This is a genomic window from Bacteroides sp. OM05-10AA (genome assembly GCF_003439055.1).
Lineage (GTDB): Bacteria > Bacteroidota > Bacteroidia > Bacteroidales > Bacteroidaceae > Bacteroides > Bacteroides intestinigallinarum.
The window spans coordinates 26298-41603 of sequence record NZ_QSUR01000005.1 but is presented as its reverse complement, the minus strand read 5'-3'; the positions used below and the strand labels follow the sequence as shown (position 1 = coordinate 41603).

The window sequence follows — 15306 nt, the reverse complement described above, 5'->3', positions numbered from 1 at the left end:
AATATCCCCCCCCCCCCCCGCCACCATTCTTTTATTTAGGTAATCTATTTACTTAATTTCATCCGGCCAGGGACAAGGTTTGCCTGTCGCTTTGAAAGTCGGTCGTTGTGCATCTACTTTTCTTAGATAGTTGCCCAGCTCTTTAGAAAGTTTCTTCACGATGTCCGGATGCTGTGCACTAAGATCGTTGCTTTCTCCTATATCATCAGGTATGTTGAATAACTCTTTCTTGCCTGTTCCATAGTAATAAATCAATTTCCAGTTGCCGTTTCGAACGGCACAATTAAAGTTGATTCCGGGACCGTCATTTCCCCAGTTGTTAGGCATATTCCAGAAAAGACTCCGGTCTTTGGCCGGGTTGCCTGTCTGTTTCAGCAGAGGGATGAAACTGATACCGTCTAGCGGCTGAACTGTCTGGTAGTTCTTGACACCTGCCATTTCAAGAATAGTAGGGTAGAAGTCTTCTATCAACAAGTAGTTGTTGCATTTGCTTCCCGGAGCTACTACTCCCGGCCAGCTGACAATCATCGGTTCGCGGATGCCACCTTCGTAAGTAGAACCTTTACCACTGTTCAACGGATAATTCTGTGTATGCAGCTTGCCGTCACGCCATCCGGATTCGGATGCAAGTCCTCCGTTATCACTCATAAAAATGATAATAGTGTTGTTGGCTTCTCCATTCTTTTCCAGCCAGTTCATTAAATCACCTAAACTTTTATCCATTCCTTCAATCAGTGTGGCATAAGCAGCTTCATGGTCTGTCATTCCTTTTTTCTTGTACTTTTCATAGAAGCGCATATCTTTGTTCAAAGGAATGTGGATGGCATATTGCGACATATACAAATAGAAAGGCTGATTATACTTTTTCGCTTTATCCAGTGCTTTAATGGCTTCCAACGTCAATGCTTCAGTTACAAATGTTTCCGTTCCCCAATATTTCTCTAATCCGGGAACAGACATCAGTGATACCGCTTTTCCGTCTTTGGTATGTCCGTAATTCTCTTCTCCCAGGTAACTGGCAAGTCCACCAGCCGCATGTCCGGCAATATTTACCTCGAATCCCCAATGATGAGGATCTTCCCCTGGAGTATCTATCGCTCCGAAATGGGCTTTTCCACAATGTATAGTATGATAACCACTATTCTTTAGCAGTTGCACGAAGGAGGTTCCTACGAAAGTATGATTAGTGCCGGACACTTGACTTACTCCATTGTAATTCCAGTCAGGGACTGCCAGGATGCTATCTTTACGGTCTGTCATTGTATTCTTTTGCAGCGTCCAGTTAGTGACTCGATGGCGTGCGGCGTTTGTTCCGGTGATGAGGCTGCACCGGGTAGGAGAACTGATACTGTTGGCATACGCTTGAGTAAACATCATTCCCTGTTTTGCTAACCGCTCCATATTGGGAGTCTCATACAATTCGTTATAGTGTGTTTTCTGTGTCCAGAATGGGAGTGAAGTATCCTGCCATCCCATATCGTCTACCATAAAGAGAATGATATTCGGACGTTTGTCCGCGCGTTCTATTTGCATATTGCTTTGTGCTTGCAGATTGGTTGCTGCGAGTGGCACAAATGCAAGGGGTAATAATGTTTTTTTATTCATGGGGGTCATTTTATTCTATGAAATATGTGCTAAATTAATAATATCTGGTAATGCAATAGATTCGGTTAAAGATAAGTTCGAGTGCTACAAAAAGGAATCATTTCTCATACCTATGAGAATAAATACTCATAGTAATGAGAACTTTTTCTCATCGCATTGAGAATATTTTCTCATAGGCATGAGAACACTTGAGAAAATACAAGAACGTAACTCGTTACAAATCAATATTGTATAATTTCAATTTATTATATAAAGTCTTCCGATCAATATTCAGTAATTGCGCTGCTTTACTCTTATTGTTTCCTGTTTGGCGTAGTGCCTCCAAAATATGCTCTTTTTCAGTCTCTTCGTTGCGTAATGCAATGCTCGTATTGCTGGATGCAGGAGTTTCTAAAAGCTCGGTCCCCAATTCCAATAAAGTAATGAAACTGCCTTGTGCCAATAAAGTTGCTCTTTTGACGATGTTCTTCATTTGACGTAAATTTCCCGGCCAATGATAATTCATTAAAGCTTGCGATGCTTTTGCATCGAAACCAATCAGGTGTTTATCCAGTTCCTTGTTTGCCTGATCGAGGAAGAAATTGGCAAAGAGCAGAATATCTTCTTTTCGTTCTTTCAGATCGGGCATCCGGAGAGTAAATTCATTGATGCGATGATAAAGGTCTTCACGGAAAGTACCTTTTTCAATGGCTTGTTCCAGATTCTCATTGGTGGCAGATACCAGACGAATATCTACCGATATCTCCTGTGTAGAACCTACCGGACGTATTTTTCTCTCTTGCAAGGCACGAAGCAGTTGTATCTGCACTTCATAACTAAGGTTTCCGATCTCATCCAGAAAGATAGTACCACCGTTGGCTGCAACGAAAGCCCCCGTTTTATCTGTCAGAGCACCTGTAAACGAACCTTTCACATGACCGAAAAATTCGGAAGCAGCCAGTTCTTTGGGGATAGATCCACAATCTACGGCAATAAACGGTTTATCGTTTCGTTTGCTAAGTTGATGAATACGGTGCGCCACATACTCTTTTCCTGTTCCACTGGAACCGTTGATAAGTACGGACATATTGGTCGGAGCTACCAGACCTACATAATTGTAGAGTTGTTTGGCTGCATCACTTTCTCCTTCCAGATAAGCACGATGATTTTCTGTTGAATCTTTAGAGGAAGTAGAAGCACCTTTTTTAGAAGAAGATTTAGCAACGTTATGAGTAATAGGGATCTTTTCGGACTGCAGACATTCAGAAATTTTCTTCAGTAATTCTTCCGGATTTACCGGTTTGGCGATATAATCACGTGCTCCCAGTTTCATTGCCTGTACGGCGGATTGTATATCCGCATAGCCAGTCATGATGATTAAAGGAATGTCCATGCCTTGTTCATTCATCCATTTCAGCAGATCGATACCTTCGTGGTCGGGTAGTCGCAGGTCTGATAAAATCAGATCGACGTTTTGGCTTTCGATATGTTTTCGGGCGCGGGCAATATTACTCACTGATGATACTTCAAAGCCCTTTTTGCCTAGCCAGGTTTTTAGCATCATTCCAAAAGTGATATCATCTTCAACGATCAATATGGAGCTCATCATGTCAGGTTTTGATTCTTTTAAGTCACAAAGGTAAGAGGATTTAGGCGAAAGTGGTATATTTGCAAACTTAAATTAAATAAAAGTGTTATGAAAAAGATTCTATTGATAATATTAACCATATCGTTTTGCGGACTTACTGCCTGCAAAACCGGAACAAAAAAAGGAGGAGACATGGATAAAGAAACGTTGGTAAAGATTGAAACAACTGTAGGAGATATCGAGGTGAAACTATATAATGAGACACCGAAACATCGTGATAATTTTATCAAACTGGTGAAGGACGGTGTTTATGAAGGCACACTGTTTCATCGTGTTATCAAAGATTTTATGATTCAGGCTGGTGACCCGGACTCAAAGAATGCACCGAAAGGAAAAATGCTGGGTACGGGAGATGTAGGTTATACTGTTCCCGCTGAATTTGTATATCCTAAATATTTCCATAAGAAAGGTGCCCTGTCCGCTGCCCGGCAGGGAGATAATGTGAACCCGAAGAAAGAATCTTCCGGTTGTCAGTTCTATATCGTGACAGGTAAGGTGTTCAATGACTCTACCTTGCTGGGTATGGAAAGCCAGATGAATGAGAATAAGATTAATGTTATTTTCAATACGCTGGCACAGAAACACATGAAGGAAATTTATAAGATGCGGAAAGCAAATGACGAAAACGGTCTTTATGATTTGCAGGAAAAGTTGTTTGCAGAGGCACAGGAAATGGCAGCTAAACAACCGGAATTTCATTTCACTCCGGAACAGATTGAAGCCTATACAACGGTAGGAGGAACTCCACATCTGGATGGTGAATATACCGTGTTCGGCGAAGTAGTGAAAGGTCTGGATATTGTGGATAAAATCCAGCAGGTGAAAACCGACCGTAGCGATCGTCCCGAAGAAGATGTAAAAATAACAAAGGTGACAATACTTGACTGAAATATATGAAAATCAACAGGCATATTCTTGATAATGGGTTACGTCTGGTACATTCGAAGGACGAAAGTACGCAGATGGTTGCCCTTAATATATTATATAATGTGGGAGCTCGCGACGAAGATCCCGAACATACCGGTTTTGCCCATTTGTTCGAACACCTGATGTTCGGAGGGTCGGTGAATATTCCCGATTATGATATGCCGCTTCAACTGGCGGGTGGAGAGAATAATGCCTGGACGAATAATGATATAACCAATTACTACCTCACTGTACCTCGTCAGAACGTAGAAACCGGCTTTTGGCTGGAATCCGACCGGATGTTGAGTCTTGATTTTAGCGAACGGAGTCTGGAGGTACAGCGGGGAGTAGTAATGGAAGAATTCAAACAGCGTTGTTTGAATCAGCCTTATGGGGATATCGGACATCTTTTGCGTCCTCTGGCTTATCAGACGCATCCTTATCAATGGCCTACTATCGGAAAGGAGTTGTCGCATATTGCCAATGCTACGCTGGAAGAAGTGGAGGCATTCTTTTTCCGTTTTTATGCTCCTAATAATGCTATATTAGCTGTGACCGGCAATATCTCTTTTGAAGAGGCGGTTGCTTTGACGGAAAAATGGTTCGGCTCTATTCCTCGTCGGGAAGTTCCTCAACGGAACCTGCCACAGGAGCAGGAACAGACGAAAGAGCGCCGGCTGACGGTAGAGAGAAATGTTCCTCTCGATTCTTTATTTATGGCATACCACATGCCTGCCCATTGCCATCCGGATTATTATGCATTTGATATCCTGTCGGATGTGTTGAGCAACGGGCGTTCGAGCCGTTTAAGCCAGCGTTTGGTACAGCAGAAACAATTATTCTCAAGTATAGATGCTTATATTTCCGGCAGTGTCGATGCGGGGTTATTCCATATTAGTGGTAAACCTTCGGCAGGTGTCACCCTGGAACAGGCGGAAGCGGCAGTACGGGAAGAACTGGATTTGTTGCAACAAGAATTGGTTGACGAACAGGAACTGGAAAAGGTGAAGAATAAATTTGAGTCTACCCAGATATTCGGCAACATCAATTATTTGAATGTGGCAACCAACCTGGCTTGGTACGAATTACTTGGCCGGGCGGAGGATATGGAAAAAGAAGTCGATCGTTATCGGTCTGTCACAGCCGAACAATTGCGGGCGGTAGCTCAATCTGCTTTCCGTAAGGAGAACGGAGTAATACTTTATTATAAGAAACAACAAAATTAAATTCTCCCTTTTTTATAATCTATCAGTGAAAGGGGAAAGTCCCTTTGCCTGAAAATGGAGATACGTTTAGGTAACGGAAAAGTAAATGAGACATATTTATAGTACATATAAAGAGCATTATAAAGCACTAATTTTTCTCGGACTGCCCATTGTGATCGGTCAAATAGGAGTAATCATTCTTGGATTTGCTGATACGTTAATGATCGGACATCATAGTACGATTGAGCTTGGAGCAGCTTCCTTCGTCAATAATGTGTTCAATCTGGCGATTATTTTCAGTACGGGTTTTTCGTATGGGTTGACTCCGATTGTGGGAGGTTTGTATGGAACCCGCCAGTATGCCCCTGCGGGACAGGCTTTACGCAACAGTTTGCTGGCAAACCTGATGGTTGCATTGCTGCTGACTATCTGTATGACTGTTCTTTATCTAAATATAGGACGTCTCGGACAGCCGGAAGAATTGATTCCCCTGATTAAGCCGTATTACCTTGTTTTGCTCGCTTCACTCGTGTTTGTCATGCTTTTCAATGGATTCAAGCAGTTTACAGACGGAATTACGGATACAAAAACCGCTATGTGGATATTGCTTGGTGGAAATGTCTTGAATATCATAGGAAACTATATCCTGATTTATGGAAAGCTCGGATTGCCCGAGTTAGGTCTGTTGGGAGCAGGTATCAGCACGCTGTTCTCGCGTATCGTGATGGTGATTATATTTATCATCATCTTTATGCGTAGTCCGCGTTTTGTCCGCTATAAGATTGGCTTTTTCCGTTTGGGATGGTCACGAGCTATATTTGGACGTTTGAACGGCCTCGGATGGCCGGTTGCTTTTCAAATGGGAATGGAGACAGCCTCTTTTAGTCTAAGTGCGATCATGATCGGTTGGCTGGGTACTATCGCTCTGGCTTCCCATCAGGTTATGCTGGCTATTTCACAGTTTACATTTATGATGTATTACGGTATGGGTGCCGCTGTGGCTGTTCGTGTCAGTAACTTCAAAGGTCAGAATGATATCATCAATGTACGTCGTTCTGCCTATGCAGGTTTTCATCTGATGATGACATTGGGCGTTGTGCTTTCTTTGATTGTCTTCCTTTGCCGGAATTACTTGGGAGGCTGGTTTACCGACAGTCAGGAAGTGGCTGCTATGGTGACCTCTCTAATCTTCCCTTTCCTCGTTTATCAGTTTGGCGACGGACTGCAGATTACTTTTGCCAACGCTTTGCGTGGAATTTCAGATGTAAAACTAATGATGGTGATTGCCTTTGTCGCCTATTTCATTATTTCCCTTCCTGTAGGTTATTTCTGTGGCTTTGTGATGGGATGGGGAGTAGTAGGTGTCTGGATGGCATTCCCTTTTGGTTTGACAAGCGCAGGATTGATGCTTTGGTGGCGTTTTCACCACATGACGAAACTCCCCGAACCTCATCCCAAAACCTGATACTAAATACTTGATACTTAAAACTTAATACTTAACCCCAATGGCTTCCTTCCGTTTTACAAAGTTGAAAATAACCGCCGGTTACACTTTGTTGCTGGCGATCCTCCTTTTCTCGCTGGTGTTTGTACATCGTGAGATGGAAGCGTTGTCGGCCGCCGACGATCAACAGAATTTAAGAACAGACAGTCTATTGACCCTTCTCCATGAGAAAGATCAAAACACGATTCAGATGTTGCGGGTGCTAAGTGAGGCAAACGACAGTCTTCTCTCTGCTTCGGAAATCGAAGAAATCATTTCCGAACAGGATTCAGTTATTACCCAGCAGCGGGTACAACATCGGGTCATTACCAAGCGTGACTCTTTAATCACTACTCCTAAAAAGAAGGGATTCTTTAAGCGACTCGCCGAAGTGTTTTCCCCTTCTAAACAAGACAGTGCCGTATTAGTAAATACATCGTTGGAAGTTGCTACCGATACCATTCTTCAACCGACCACTTCCAAAGACTCTCTTCAGCAGAAAATTCGCATGGCTACCGAAGAAAAACGACTGCAACGGAGGAAAACAATCCGGCGTACCAGTACAAAGTACCAGCGGATGAATACGCAGTTGACGGCACGGATGGATAGCCTGATTAAACAATATGAAGAAGAAATGACCTTGCGTGCCCGTCAGGATGCTGAACTTCAGCAGGAAGTGAGGATGCGGTCGGCACGTATCATCGGCGGTATCGCGGTTGGTGCCGTACTATTATCTGCTTTTTTCCTGATATTGATTATGCGGGATATCTCCCGTAGCAACCGTTACCGCCAGCAATTGGAGGTGGCAAATAAACGGGCGGAAGATTTACTGATCGCCCGTGAAAAATTAATGCTTGCCATTACCCATGATTTTAAAGCTCCGTTAGGTTCAATTATGGGATATACCGAACTCCTGTCCCGGCTGACAGAAGATGAACGGCAACGATTCTACCTCGACAATATGAAAAGCTCTTCAGAACATTTATTGAAGTTAGTCAGTGACTTGCTTGATTTCCACCGGCTTGATCTCAATAAAGCGGAAGTGAATCGTGTAACCTTTAACCCCTCCCAGCTATTTGATGAAATTTATGTCAGTTTCGAACCTCTGACTGCTGCCAAAGGATTAGCCTTGCAATGTCACGTCGCTCCGGAACTGAACGGAGGATATATCAGCGATCCTTTGCGACTCCGGCAAATTGTGAATAACCTTTTGTCCAATGCCGTAAAATTTACTCAAAAAGGCGAGATCAGTCTGACAGCCGGTTATGATTCTTCAAAGTTAACCATTGCCATAGCCGATACAGGAAAAGGAATGGCGTCAGAAGATCGTGAACGCATTTTTCAGGAGTTTACACGTCTTTCCGGCGCACAGGGAGAAGAAGGATTCGGGCTTGGATTGTCTATTGTGAAGAAGCTGGTAACCTTGCTTGAGGGAACAATCGATGTGCAGAGTACATTAGGTGAGGGAAGCTGTTTTACGGTCGTTCTGCCTCTGTATCCGGTAGGTAAATCTGTCATAGAAGATAGAGAGCTAGGAAACAAAAAGAATGTGACTTCAAATGAATCTATTTCTGTTGAAGAAGCCGATATGATTCCTTCTATGAAAGTTATACGTATTCTTTTAATTGATGATGATAAAATTCAATTGAACTTAACTGCAACCATGTTGAAACAGTATGGCATTGATGCGGTTTGTTGTGAACAATTGGAAGAACTGATGGAGCAGCTTCGTCTTTCGACTTTCGACGTTTTATTGACTGACATACAAATGCCTGCAATAAATGGTTTTGATTTAGTTCGATTATTGCGTGCTTCCAATATTCAACAAGCCCGTACTATACCTGTCATAGCTGTAACTGCACGTAGTGAAATGAATAAAGTTACTTTACGAGAACATGGTTTTGCTGGATGTCTACATAAGCCTTTTACTATAAGAGAATTATTGATAACAGTGAATGACGGACAGATGTCTGCGGATGAAGCACATATAGATAATATACGATTGATAGAAAATAGAGGATTTGTTGAAAAAGTGAATGATTCAATAGCTGATAATAATTATTCTGCATTTAATTTCTCAGCTCTTACTGCTTTTTCTGAAGATGATCCTGAGGCGGCACACTCTATTATTCTTACTTTTGTAGAAGAAACAAGTAAGAATGTAGAACGAATGCAACAAGCGTTGAATGATAGAGAAGTGGATGAGATAGCTGCTATGTCACATAAACTTCTTCCTCTTTTTATGCTGATTGGTGCTTCTGAAGCTATATCTTTTCTAGAATGGTTGGAGGGACAGCGAGGACAAAATTTCTCTGAGAGGATAAGAGAGAAGACTGATTGCGTACTTCAAGAGATTTTAAGGATCCTAGAAGAGGCTAGAAAATATGAGCAATACCTCTAAATCTGCAATGCAATTTTTATTGTTTGAAAACTATACGAGAAGAGTTCTCTTACTCTGGCGAATAGAGAGAACTTTTTGTTATTCAATAAAGTTTTTGGAAGCCCCATTTTTTCTACTTGGTATGCTCTATGATATATTGATATAAGTCTCCTGCTGTATTAATTCGTTCTGCATTTTCTGCAGAAATATTAATTCCATATTCGTCTTCAATTCTCATTATTAGTTCTATAAAATCTAGACTATCTAAATTGAGTTCATAAATAAGATGGGACTCTTTGTGAATAAAAGATACTTCAATATCACATTGTTCCGAAATAAGTTTTTTTAAGAACTCAAATGTATAATGAGACAAATTTTCTTTTTCATTATTATCGGATTCTTTATCTTCATTAGATTTTATTTCTTTGCCTCCTTTTTCAATATTTGATGTTGTAAGAACCAACCCCATTTCATTTGATACTATAGCATGGTTTGTTATTATCCATTTTTCTGTTATTATTTCTCCGTTTTTATAGGTGATAGTTGAAGTAACTGTACCTTTCCATGTAATCTCAGCATTTAAAGATTTTACTATATACTCACCCTTTTCTGATTTATATGTTACTGTAATTATCCAATTTTGGTTAGATGGAAGATTAAAAGGTGTAATTGTAGTATTTATATTGGAAACTTCAGATATTATGTTGGAACGCTGATTCAAGTATTTTACAGAGCAATTTAAATTGAAAGATAAATCGAAATATGGTATAATATTATTTTCCGTTTGGAAAATGATAGGTCCATAATTGCTATGGTATTGTTTCAATATTGGAGAACATATTTTTCTTAAAAGTAGTCTTAAATATCCTACTGTCTTGCAATTATCTTTTTCATAATCAAACAATTCTATACTAAATATTTTTTCTACTTCGTTGAAAAGAGACTGCATCTGAAATTCATTAGCTTCTAGATCCTCAATGAATCCTGTAGCGTCATTATATATTGTTGGGTTGGTGTTAAATATCGTGGAAATTATAGCGTTTAATTTCCCATCTATATCATTACTACTGCGGGTCTTAGTAAAAAGTGGTTCTGTTTTTTTAAAGTCATTAAGATTATAGTCTAACGACTCTTGACATGAATTTAAATGTAGAACCAAAACACTTCCCATTATAAAAGTGCGAATACTTTTTTTCATAATGATACATTTTTTTTAATTAATAATTAAGATGTCGTTTTTTATTTGAAGTTGATAATGAACCGATATCCTTTGTTTTTATAGTTCTTTCAATATGGCCTTCTTTTACAAATATATGTATTTATTTATAATTTGAAGAATAAAAATCGTTGTTTTGCAATATATTGTTTATGTAATATAGCTTTTTGCTGGAGTAAAACTTCATTAAAGGTAATCGTTGATTAGATAAGACGAAATATCCAATCCTTTTTTATGATGAGATTATAAATAAACTGTAAATTATAATGATTGCATTTTTTTCTATTCCTGAACATTTTACTCATCTCGTCAACCTTTTTTCAAAATAATTTGTTTACTTTGTGTCACCTTATTTACACTGACACATTTTACATGAAACGAAAATGGATACGTTGGGTAAGCTGGATACTGCTTACTCCTATAATACTCTTTGTAATACTAATGGTATTGCTTTATGTTCCTCCCGTTCAGAATCTTTTGCGTCGGGAGGTTACTGCATACGCCTCTAAAGCAACCGGCATGCAGATTCAGGTGGAGCGGATAGACCTTCGTTTTCCACTTAATCTGTTGGTACGTGGCGTGGAGGTCATTCAACAGCCGGACACCCTTTTATCTTTAGAAAGCCTCAATGTCCGTGTACAGGCATGGCCGTTGATAAAAGGAAAAGTAGAAGTGGATGAAGTGACTTTGAACCGGGTAGCCGTTAATTCAGCCGATTTGATGGAGGGAATGAAGATTAAAGGCGTTTTGGGACGTTTCTTCCTGCAAAGTCATGGCGTCGATCTGTCTAATGAACTAGCGGTAATCAATCAGGTCGAACTATCCGACACTCACGTGCAGCTACTGATGAATGATACCACAACTACGCCCAAGGATACCACAGCTTCTGCTCCGATCAACTGGAAAGTAGCTCTTCATCAGTTGAAATTGAAAAATGTATCGTTCAGTATGCAACTTCCTGCTGATTCCATGCGTATGGCGGCCCATATTGGAGAAGCAGCCATCGATGATGCTCAAGCAGATTTGAAGAATCAGTACTACGACTTGAAGAAGTTCTTATTATCGGGAACCTCCGCCAGCTATGATACCGGAACTGCTGAACCGGCAGAGGGCTTCGACGCTTCTCATATTGCCGTCCGGGATATTCGCATCGCTCTGGATTCCTTGCTGTATAAAGGAAGGGATATGAACGCAGTCATTCGTGAATTTACCATGAACGAACGTTCCGGATTGAGCGTCACTTCTCTGACGGGTAGAGCCTACTCCAATGATTCTGTTATCTGTGTTCCCGGTTTGAAACTGAACACTCCCCATTCTGAAATCGATTTATCTGCCCATACCTATTGGGAACTGGTCAATATCCCCACTACGGGACGCTTATCCGCCCGTCTCAATGCCTATATCGGCAAAGAAGACGTCATGCTGTTTGCCGGCGGTCTGCCCGAAAGCTTCAAAGAAGCCTATCCATTCCGCCCGCTCGTCATCCGTGCCGGCACGGACGGCAATCTGAAAGAAATGCAGATTTCCCGTTTCACGGTAGACCTGCCGGGTGCTTTTGCATTGGAGGGTGGTGGCCTTTTGGAAAACCTCGCCGACAGCCTCACACGCACCGGAACCATCGGCCTGAAAATGACCACTCAAAACCTGAACTTCCTGACCGCTTTGTCGGGAGAAGCGCCTAATGGTACGCTTGTCATTCCTGACAGTATGAATCTGGTGGCGAAAGTGGATATCAAAGGTCCTGAATATAAAGCAAATCTCCGTTTGAAAGAAGGACAAGGAGCTATGGACGTGAATGCAGCCTTAAATACCACTACCGAAGTCTATAAGGCTGATCTGAAAATAGACAATCTGCAACTTCATAGTTTCCTCCCGAAAGATTCTATCTATGAACTTTCTCTTTCGGCTGCGGCTAATGGTCGTGGATTAGATGTCATGTCCTACCATTCATTTGCCAAATTGAATCTTTCATTAGATCAGCTTCATTATGCTAAATACCATCTTTCCAATCTTGATTTGACGGGAGAACTTAAAGGCGCATTGGTCACTGCACATCTGACAAGTGACAATGCTTTATTGAAAATGACAACGGATGCTGAATACAATCTGGCACACAGCTACCCCGACGGTAAAATAACGATTGATGTCACCCAACTGGATTTGCATGAACTGGGAATTATGCCGGAGCCAATGAAGCGTCCGCTGACTTTCAATTTTTCGGCAGAGGCTCGTCAGAACCGTGTATTTACCCATTTAATCTCCGGAGATATGAAACTCGATTTGAGTGCACGTTCCGGTGTTAATCCTTTGATTCGCCAGTCCACTCATTTTGTGGATGTACTGATGAAGCAGATTGATGAGAAAGCCTTGAATCACGCTGAATTACGCAAAGCATTGCCAACTGCTATTTTCTCTTTCTCCGCAGGACAAGAGAACCCTTTGGCATATTTCCTGGCTACCAAGAAGATAGCTTACCATGACGCTTCAGTGAAATTCGGAACGGCTCCCAACTGGGGAATCAATGGAAAAGCTGCTATCCACGCCTTGAAAGTAGATACCTTGCAATTGGATACCATCTTCTTTACCGTCAAACAAGATACCACACTCATGAAATTGCGTGCCGGAGTTATTAATGGCCCCAAGAATCCGCAATTCTCCTTCTCTACCACACTGACGGGAGAGATTCGTGACCGGGATGCCGAATTGCTGGTAGACTTTAAGAATGGAAAAGGAGAAACAGGAGTATTACTCGGTGTCAATGCACGTCCCTTGTTCGAGGGCAAAGGAAAAGGTGATGGACTGGCTCTCACCTTGATTCCGGAAGAACCGATAATCGCCTTCCAGAAGTTCCATTTCAATGAAAATCATAATTGGATTTATGTGCATAAGAATATGCGTGTATACGCTAATGTAGATATGTGGGATGACGAAGGAATGGGATTCCGTGTACATTCTGTACGGGGAGACACTGTTTCCCTACAGAATATTGATGTGGAAATCCGAAGAATCAGTTTGGCTGATTTGAGCAGTGTACTTCCTTACTTCCCGGAAATAACCGGTTTATTCTCTGCGGAAGCCCACTATGTACAGACCGAAAAGGATCTTCAACTTTCGGTTGAAGCAGCTATTGATGAATTGACTTATGAACGTCAACGAATTGGTGACGTGACAGTGGGAGCCACCTGGCTGCCGGGCGAACAGGGAAAACAATACCTGAACGCCTATCTGAATCACGACAAAGTGGAAGTGATGGTGGCGGATGGTAAGCTGGTTCCAACCCGGACAGGAAAAGACAGTTTGGAAGTAAACGCTACTCTGGAGCATTTCCCGCTACGTGTAGCTAACGTATTTATTCCTGATAAAATGGCTACGCTGGCCGGTGATATGGATGGTAATCTGAATATTGCGGGTAGCACCGAACAGCCTTTGATAAATGGTGAACTGATATTGGATAGCGTTTCTGTCCTTTCCCGCCAATATGGTGCTAATTTCAGGTTCGACGACCGTCCGGTACAGATAAAGAATAATCGGTTGGAATTTGATAAATTCGCTATCTATACAACAGGAAAAACTCCATTCACGATTGACGGTTATGTTGATTTCAGGGATATGTCCCGACCGATGGCAAATCTGAATCTGCTGGCGCAGAACTATACGCTTCTGGATGCCAAACGCACTCGTGAAAGTCTGGTCTACGGAAAAGTCTTTGCCGATTTCCGGGCAACAGTGAAAGGACCGTTGGATGGATTGAACATGCGTGGAAACATGAGCCTGCTGGGTAATACAGACGTTTCCTATATCTTGACCGATTCACCGTTGACGGTACAGGATCGTTTGGGAAGTCTGGTAACCTTTACTTCGTTTAGCGACACCACTACGGTTGTTCAACAAGAAATGCCGACTGTTTCTTTAGGCGGGTTGGACATGGTGATGATGGTACATATCGATCCATCCGTCCGTTTGAAAGTCGATTTGGATGCAAGCAATGACAATCGTGTCGAACTGGAAGGGGGAGGTGACCTCTCTATGAAATATACTCCGCAAGGTGATCTGACATTGACCGGACGCTATACGTTGAGCGGCGGTTTGATGAAATATGCTTTACCTGTCATTGCCGCCAAAGAATTTGCTATCGATAACGGCAGCTATGTGGAATGGACAGGAAACCCCATGGACCCGATGTTGAACTTCAAAGCAACCGATCGTATCCGTGCTTCTGTTTCCGAAGGAGAGAACGGCGGAACACGTTCGGTTAATTTCGATGTGTCCATTGTCGTCAAGAACCGGTTGGATAATCTTTCCTTTGCATTTGATGTATCTGCTCCCGAAGATGCAACCATACAAAACGAGTTGACAGCCATGGGGGCGGAAGAGAGAGGTAAACAAGCCCTCTATATTATGGTTATGAAAACCTATCTTGGCACCGGACCGATTGGTGGCGGAGGTGGTGGATTGGGTAAACTGAATATGGGTTCCGCACTGAACTCCGTATTAAGCAGCCAAATCAACTCGTTGATGGGAAATCTGAAAAATGCCAGTGTTTCTGTCGGTATCGAAGATCACGATTTGTCGGATACGGGTGGTAAGCGTACGGATTACAGTTTCCGTTATTCACAACGTCTCTTTAACAACCGTTTCCAGATTGTAATCGGAGGTAAGGTTTCTACTGGTGAGAATGCGACGAATGATGCGGAATCCTTTATCGATAACATCTCTCTGGAATATCGTTTGGATAGAACCGGAACCCGTTATGTCCGTCTGTTCTATGATAAAAACTACGAGAGTGTACTCGAAGGCGAGATTACGGAAACCGGAGTCGGTCTGGTACTTCGCAAGAAACTGGACAAACTCAGTGAACTGTTCATCTTTAAGAAAAAGAAGTAA

8 protein-coding genes are annotated in these 15306 nt (G+C 41.9%); 5 read left to right on the top strand and 3 right to left on the bottom strand.

Going from position 1 to position 15306, the window contains the following annotated elements; translation table 11 throughout:
• Positions 1-48: 48 nt before the first annotated feature.
• On the bottom strand, positions 49-1605 hold the full coding sequence (locus tag DXB58_RS05260; protein WP_122136135.1) for a sulfatase: 1557 nt from the start codon (positions 1603-1605) through the stop codon (positions 49-51).
• Positions 1606-1819: 214 nt separating this feature from the next.
• Positions 1820-3193 (bottom strand): sigma-54 dependent transcriptional regulator, encoded by a 1374-nt coding sequence (locus DXB58_RS05255; RefSeq protein WP_032849579.1) that lies wholly within the window; start codon positions 3191-3193, stop codon positions 1820-1822.
• Positions 3194-3280: 87 nt separating this feature from the next.
• On the opposite strand from DXB58_RS05255, the gene DXB58_RS05250 reads away from it, so the two are divergent.
• The 4 genes from DXB58_RS05250 to DXB58_RS05235 all read left to right on the top strand — a co-directional run bounded on the left by DXB58_RS05250 (position 3281) and on the right by DXB58_RS05235 (position 9227).
• The gene (locus DXB58_RS05250) at positions 3281-4120 is read left to right on the top strand and encodes a peptidylprolyl isomerase (protein WP_004304934.1); all 840 of its coding nucleotides are present in this window, start codon (positions 3281-3283) and stop codon (positions 4118-4120) included.
• A 5-nt stretch (positions 4121-4125) separates the two neighbouring features.
• Positions 4126-5364 carry a pitrilysin family protein gene (locus DXB58_RS05245; protein WP_008776379.1) on the top strand — a complete coding sequence of 413 codons (1239 nt, stop codon included), beginning with the start codon at positions 4126-4128 and terminating at the stop codon, positions 5362-5364.
• A gap of 85 nt (positions 5365-5449) precedes the next feature.
• Entirely contained in the window at positions 5450-6808 is a 1359-nt protein-coding gene (locus DXB58_RS05240; RefSeq protein ID WP_122136134.1) for an MATE family efflux transporter, read from the top strand.
• Positions 6809-6848: 40 nt separating this feature from the next.
• On the top strand, positions 6849-9227 hold the full coding sequence (locus DXB58_RS05235) for an ATP-binding protein (RefSeq protein ID WP_122136133.1): 2379 nt from the start codon (positions 6849-6851) through the stop codon (positions 9225-9227).
• Positions 9228-9339: 112 nt separating this feature from the next.
• Here DXB58_RS05235 and DXB58_RS05230 read toward each other — a convergent pair whose 3' ends face one another.
• Complete coding sequence (locus DXB58_RS05230; protein WP_122136132.1) at positions 9340-10404, bottom strand: acyl carrier protein; 1065 nt, start codon at positions 10402-10404, stop codon at positions 9340-9342.
• 390 nt (positions 10405-10794) lie between these two features.
• Here DXB58_RS05230 and DXB58_RS05225 point away from each other — a divergent pair, with 390 nt between their 5' ends.
• The gene (locus tag DXB58_RS05225) at positions 10795-15306 is read left to right on the top strand and encodes a translocation/assembly module TamB domain-containing protein (protein ID WP_199487920.1); all 4512 of its coding nucleotides are present in this window, start codon (positions 10795-10797) and stop codon (positions 15304-15306) included.

Coding starts and splice junctions, on each gene's coding strand:
- DXB58_RS05260 (WP_122136135.1), bottom strand. CDS start 1,605: ATGAATAAAAAAACATTATTACCCCTTGCATTTGTGCCACTCGCAGCA.
- DXB58_RS05255 (WP_032849579.1), bottom strand. CDS start 3,193: ATGATGAGCTCCATATTGATCGTTGAAGATGATATCACTTTTGGAATG.
- DXB58_RS05250 (WP_004304934.1), top strand. CDS start 3,281: ATGAAAAAGATTCTATTGATAATATTAACCATATCGTTTTGCGGACTT.
- DXB58_RS05245 (WP_008776379.1), top strand. CDS start 4,126: ATGAAAATCAACAGGCATATTCTTGATAATGGGTTACGTCTGGTACAT.
- DXB58_RS05240 (WP_122136134.1), top strand. CDS start 5,450: ATGAGACATATTTATAGTACATATAAAGAGCATTATAAAGCACTAATT.
- DXB58_RS05235 (WP_122136133.1), top strand. CDS start 6,849: ATGGCTTCCTTCCGTTTTACAAAGTTGAAAATAACCGCCGGTTACACT.
- DXB58_RS05230 (WP_122136132.1), bottom strand. CDS start 10,404: ATGAAAAAAAGTATTCGCACTTTTATAATGGGAAGTGTTTTGGTTCTA.
- DXB58_RS05225 (WP_199487920.1), top strand. CDS start 10,795: ATGAAACGAAAATGGATACGTTGGGTAAGCTGGATACTGCTTACTCCT.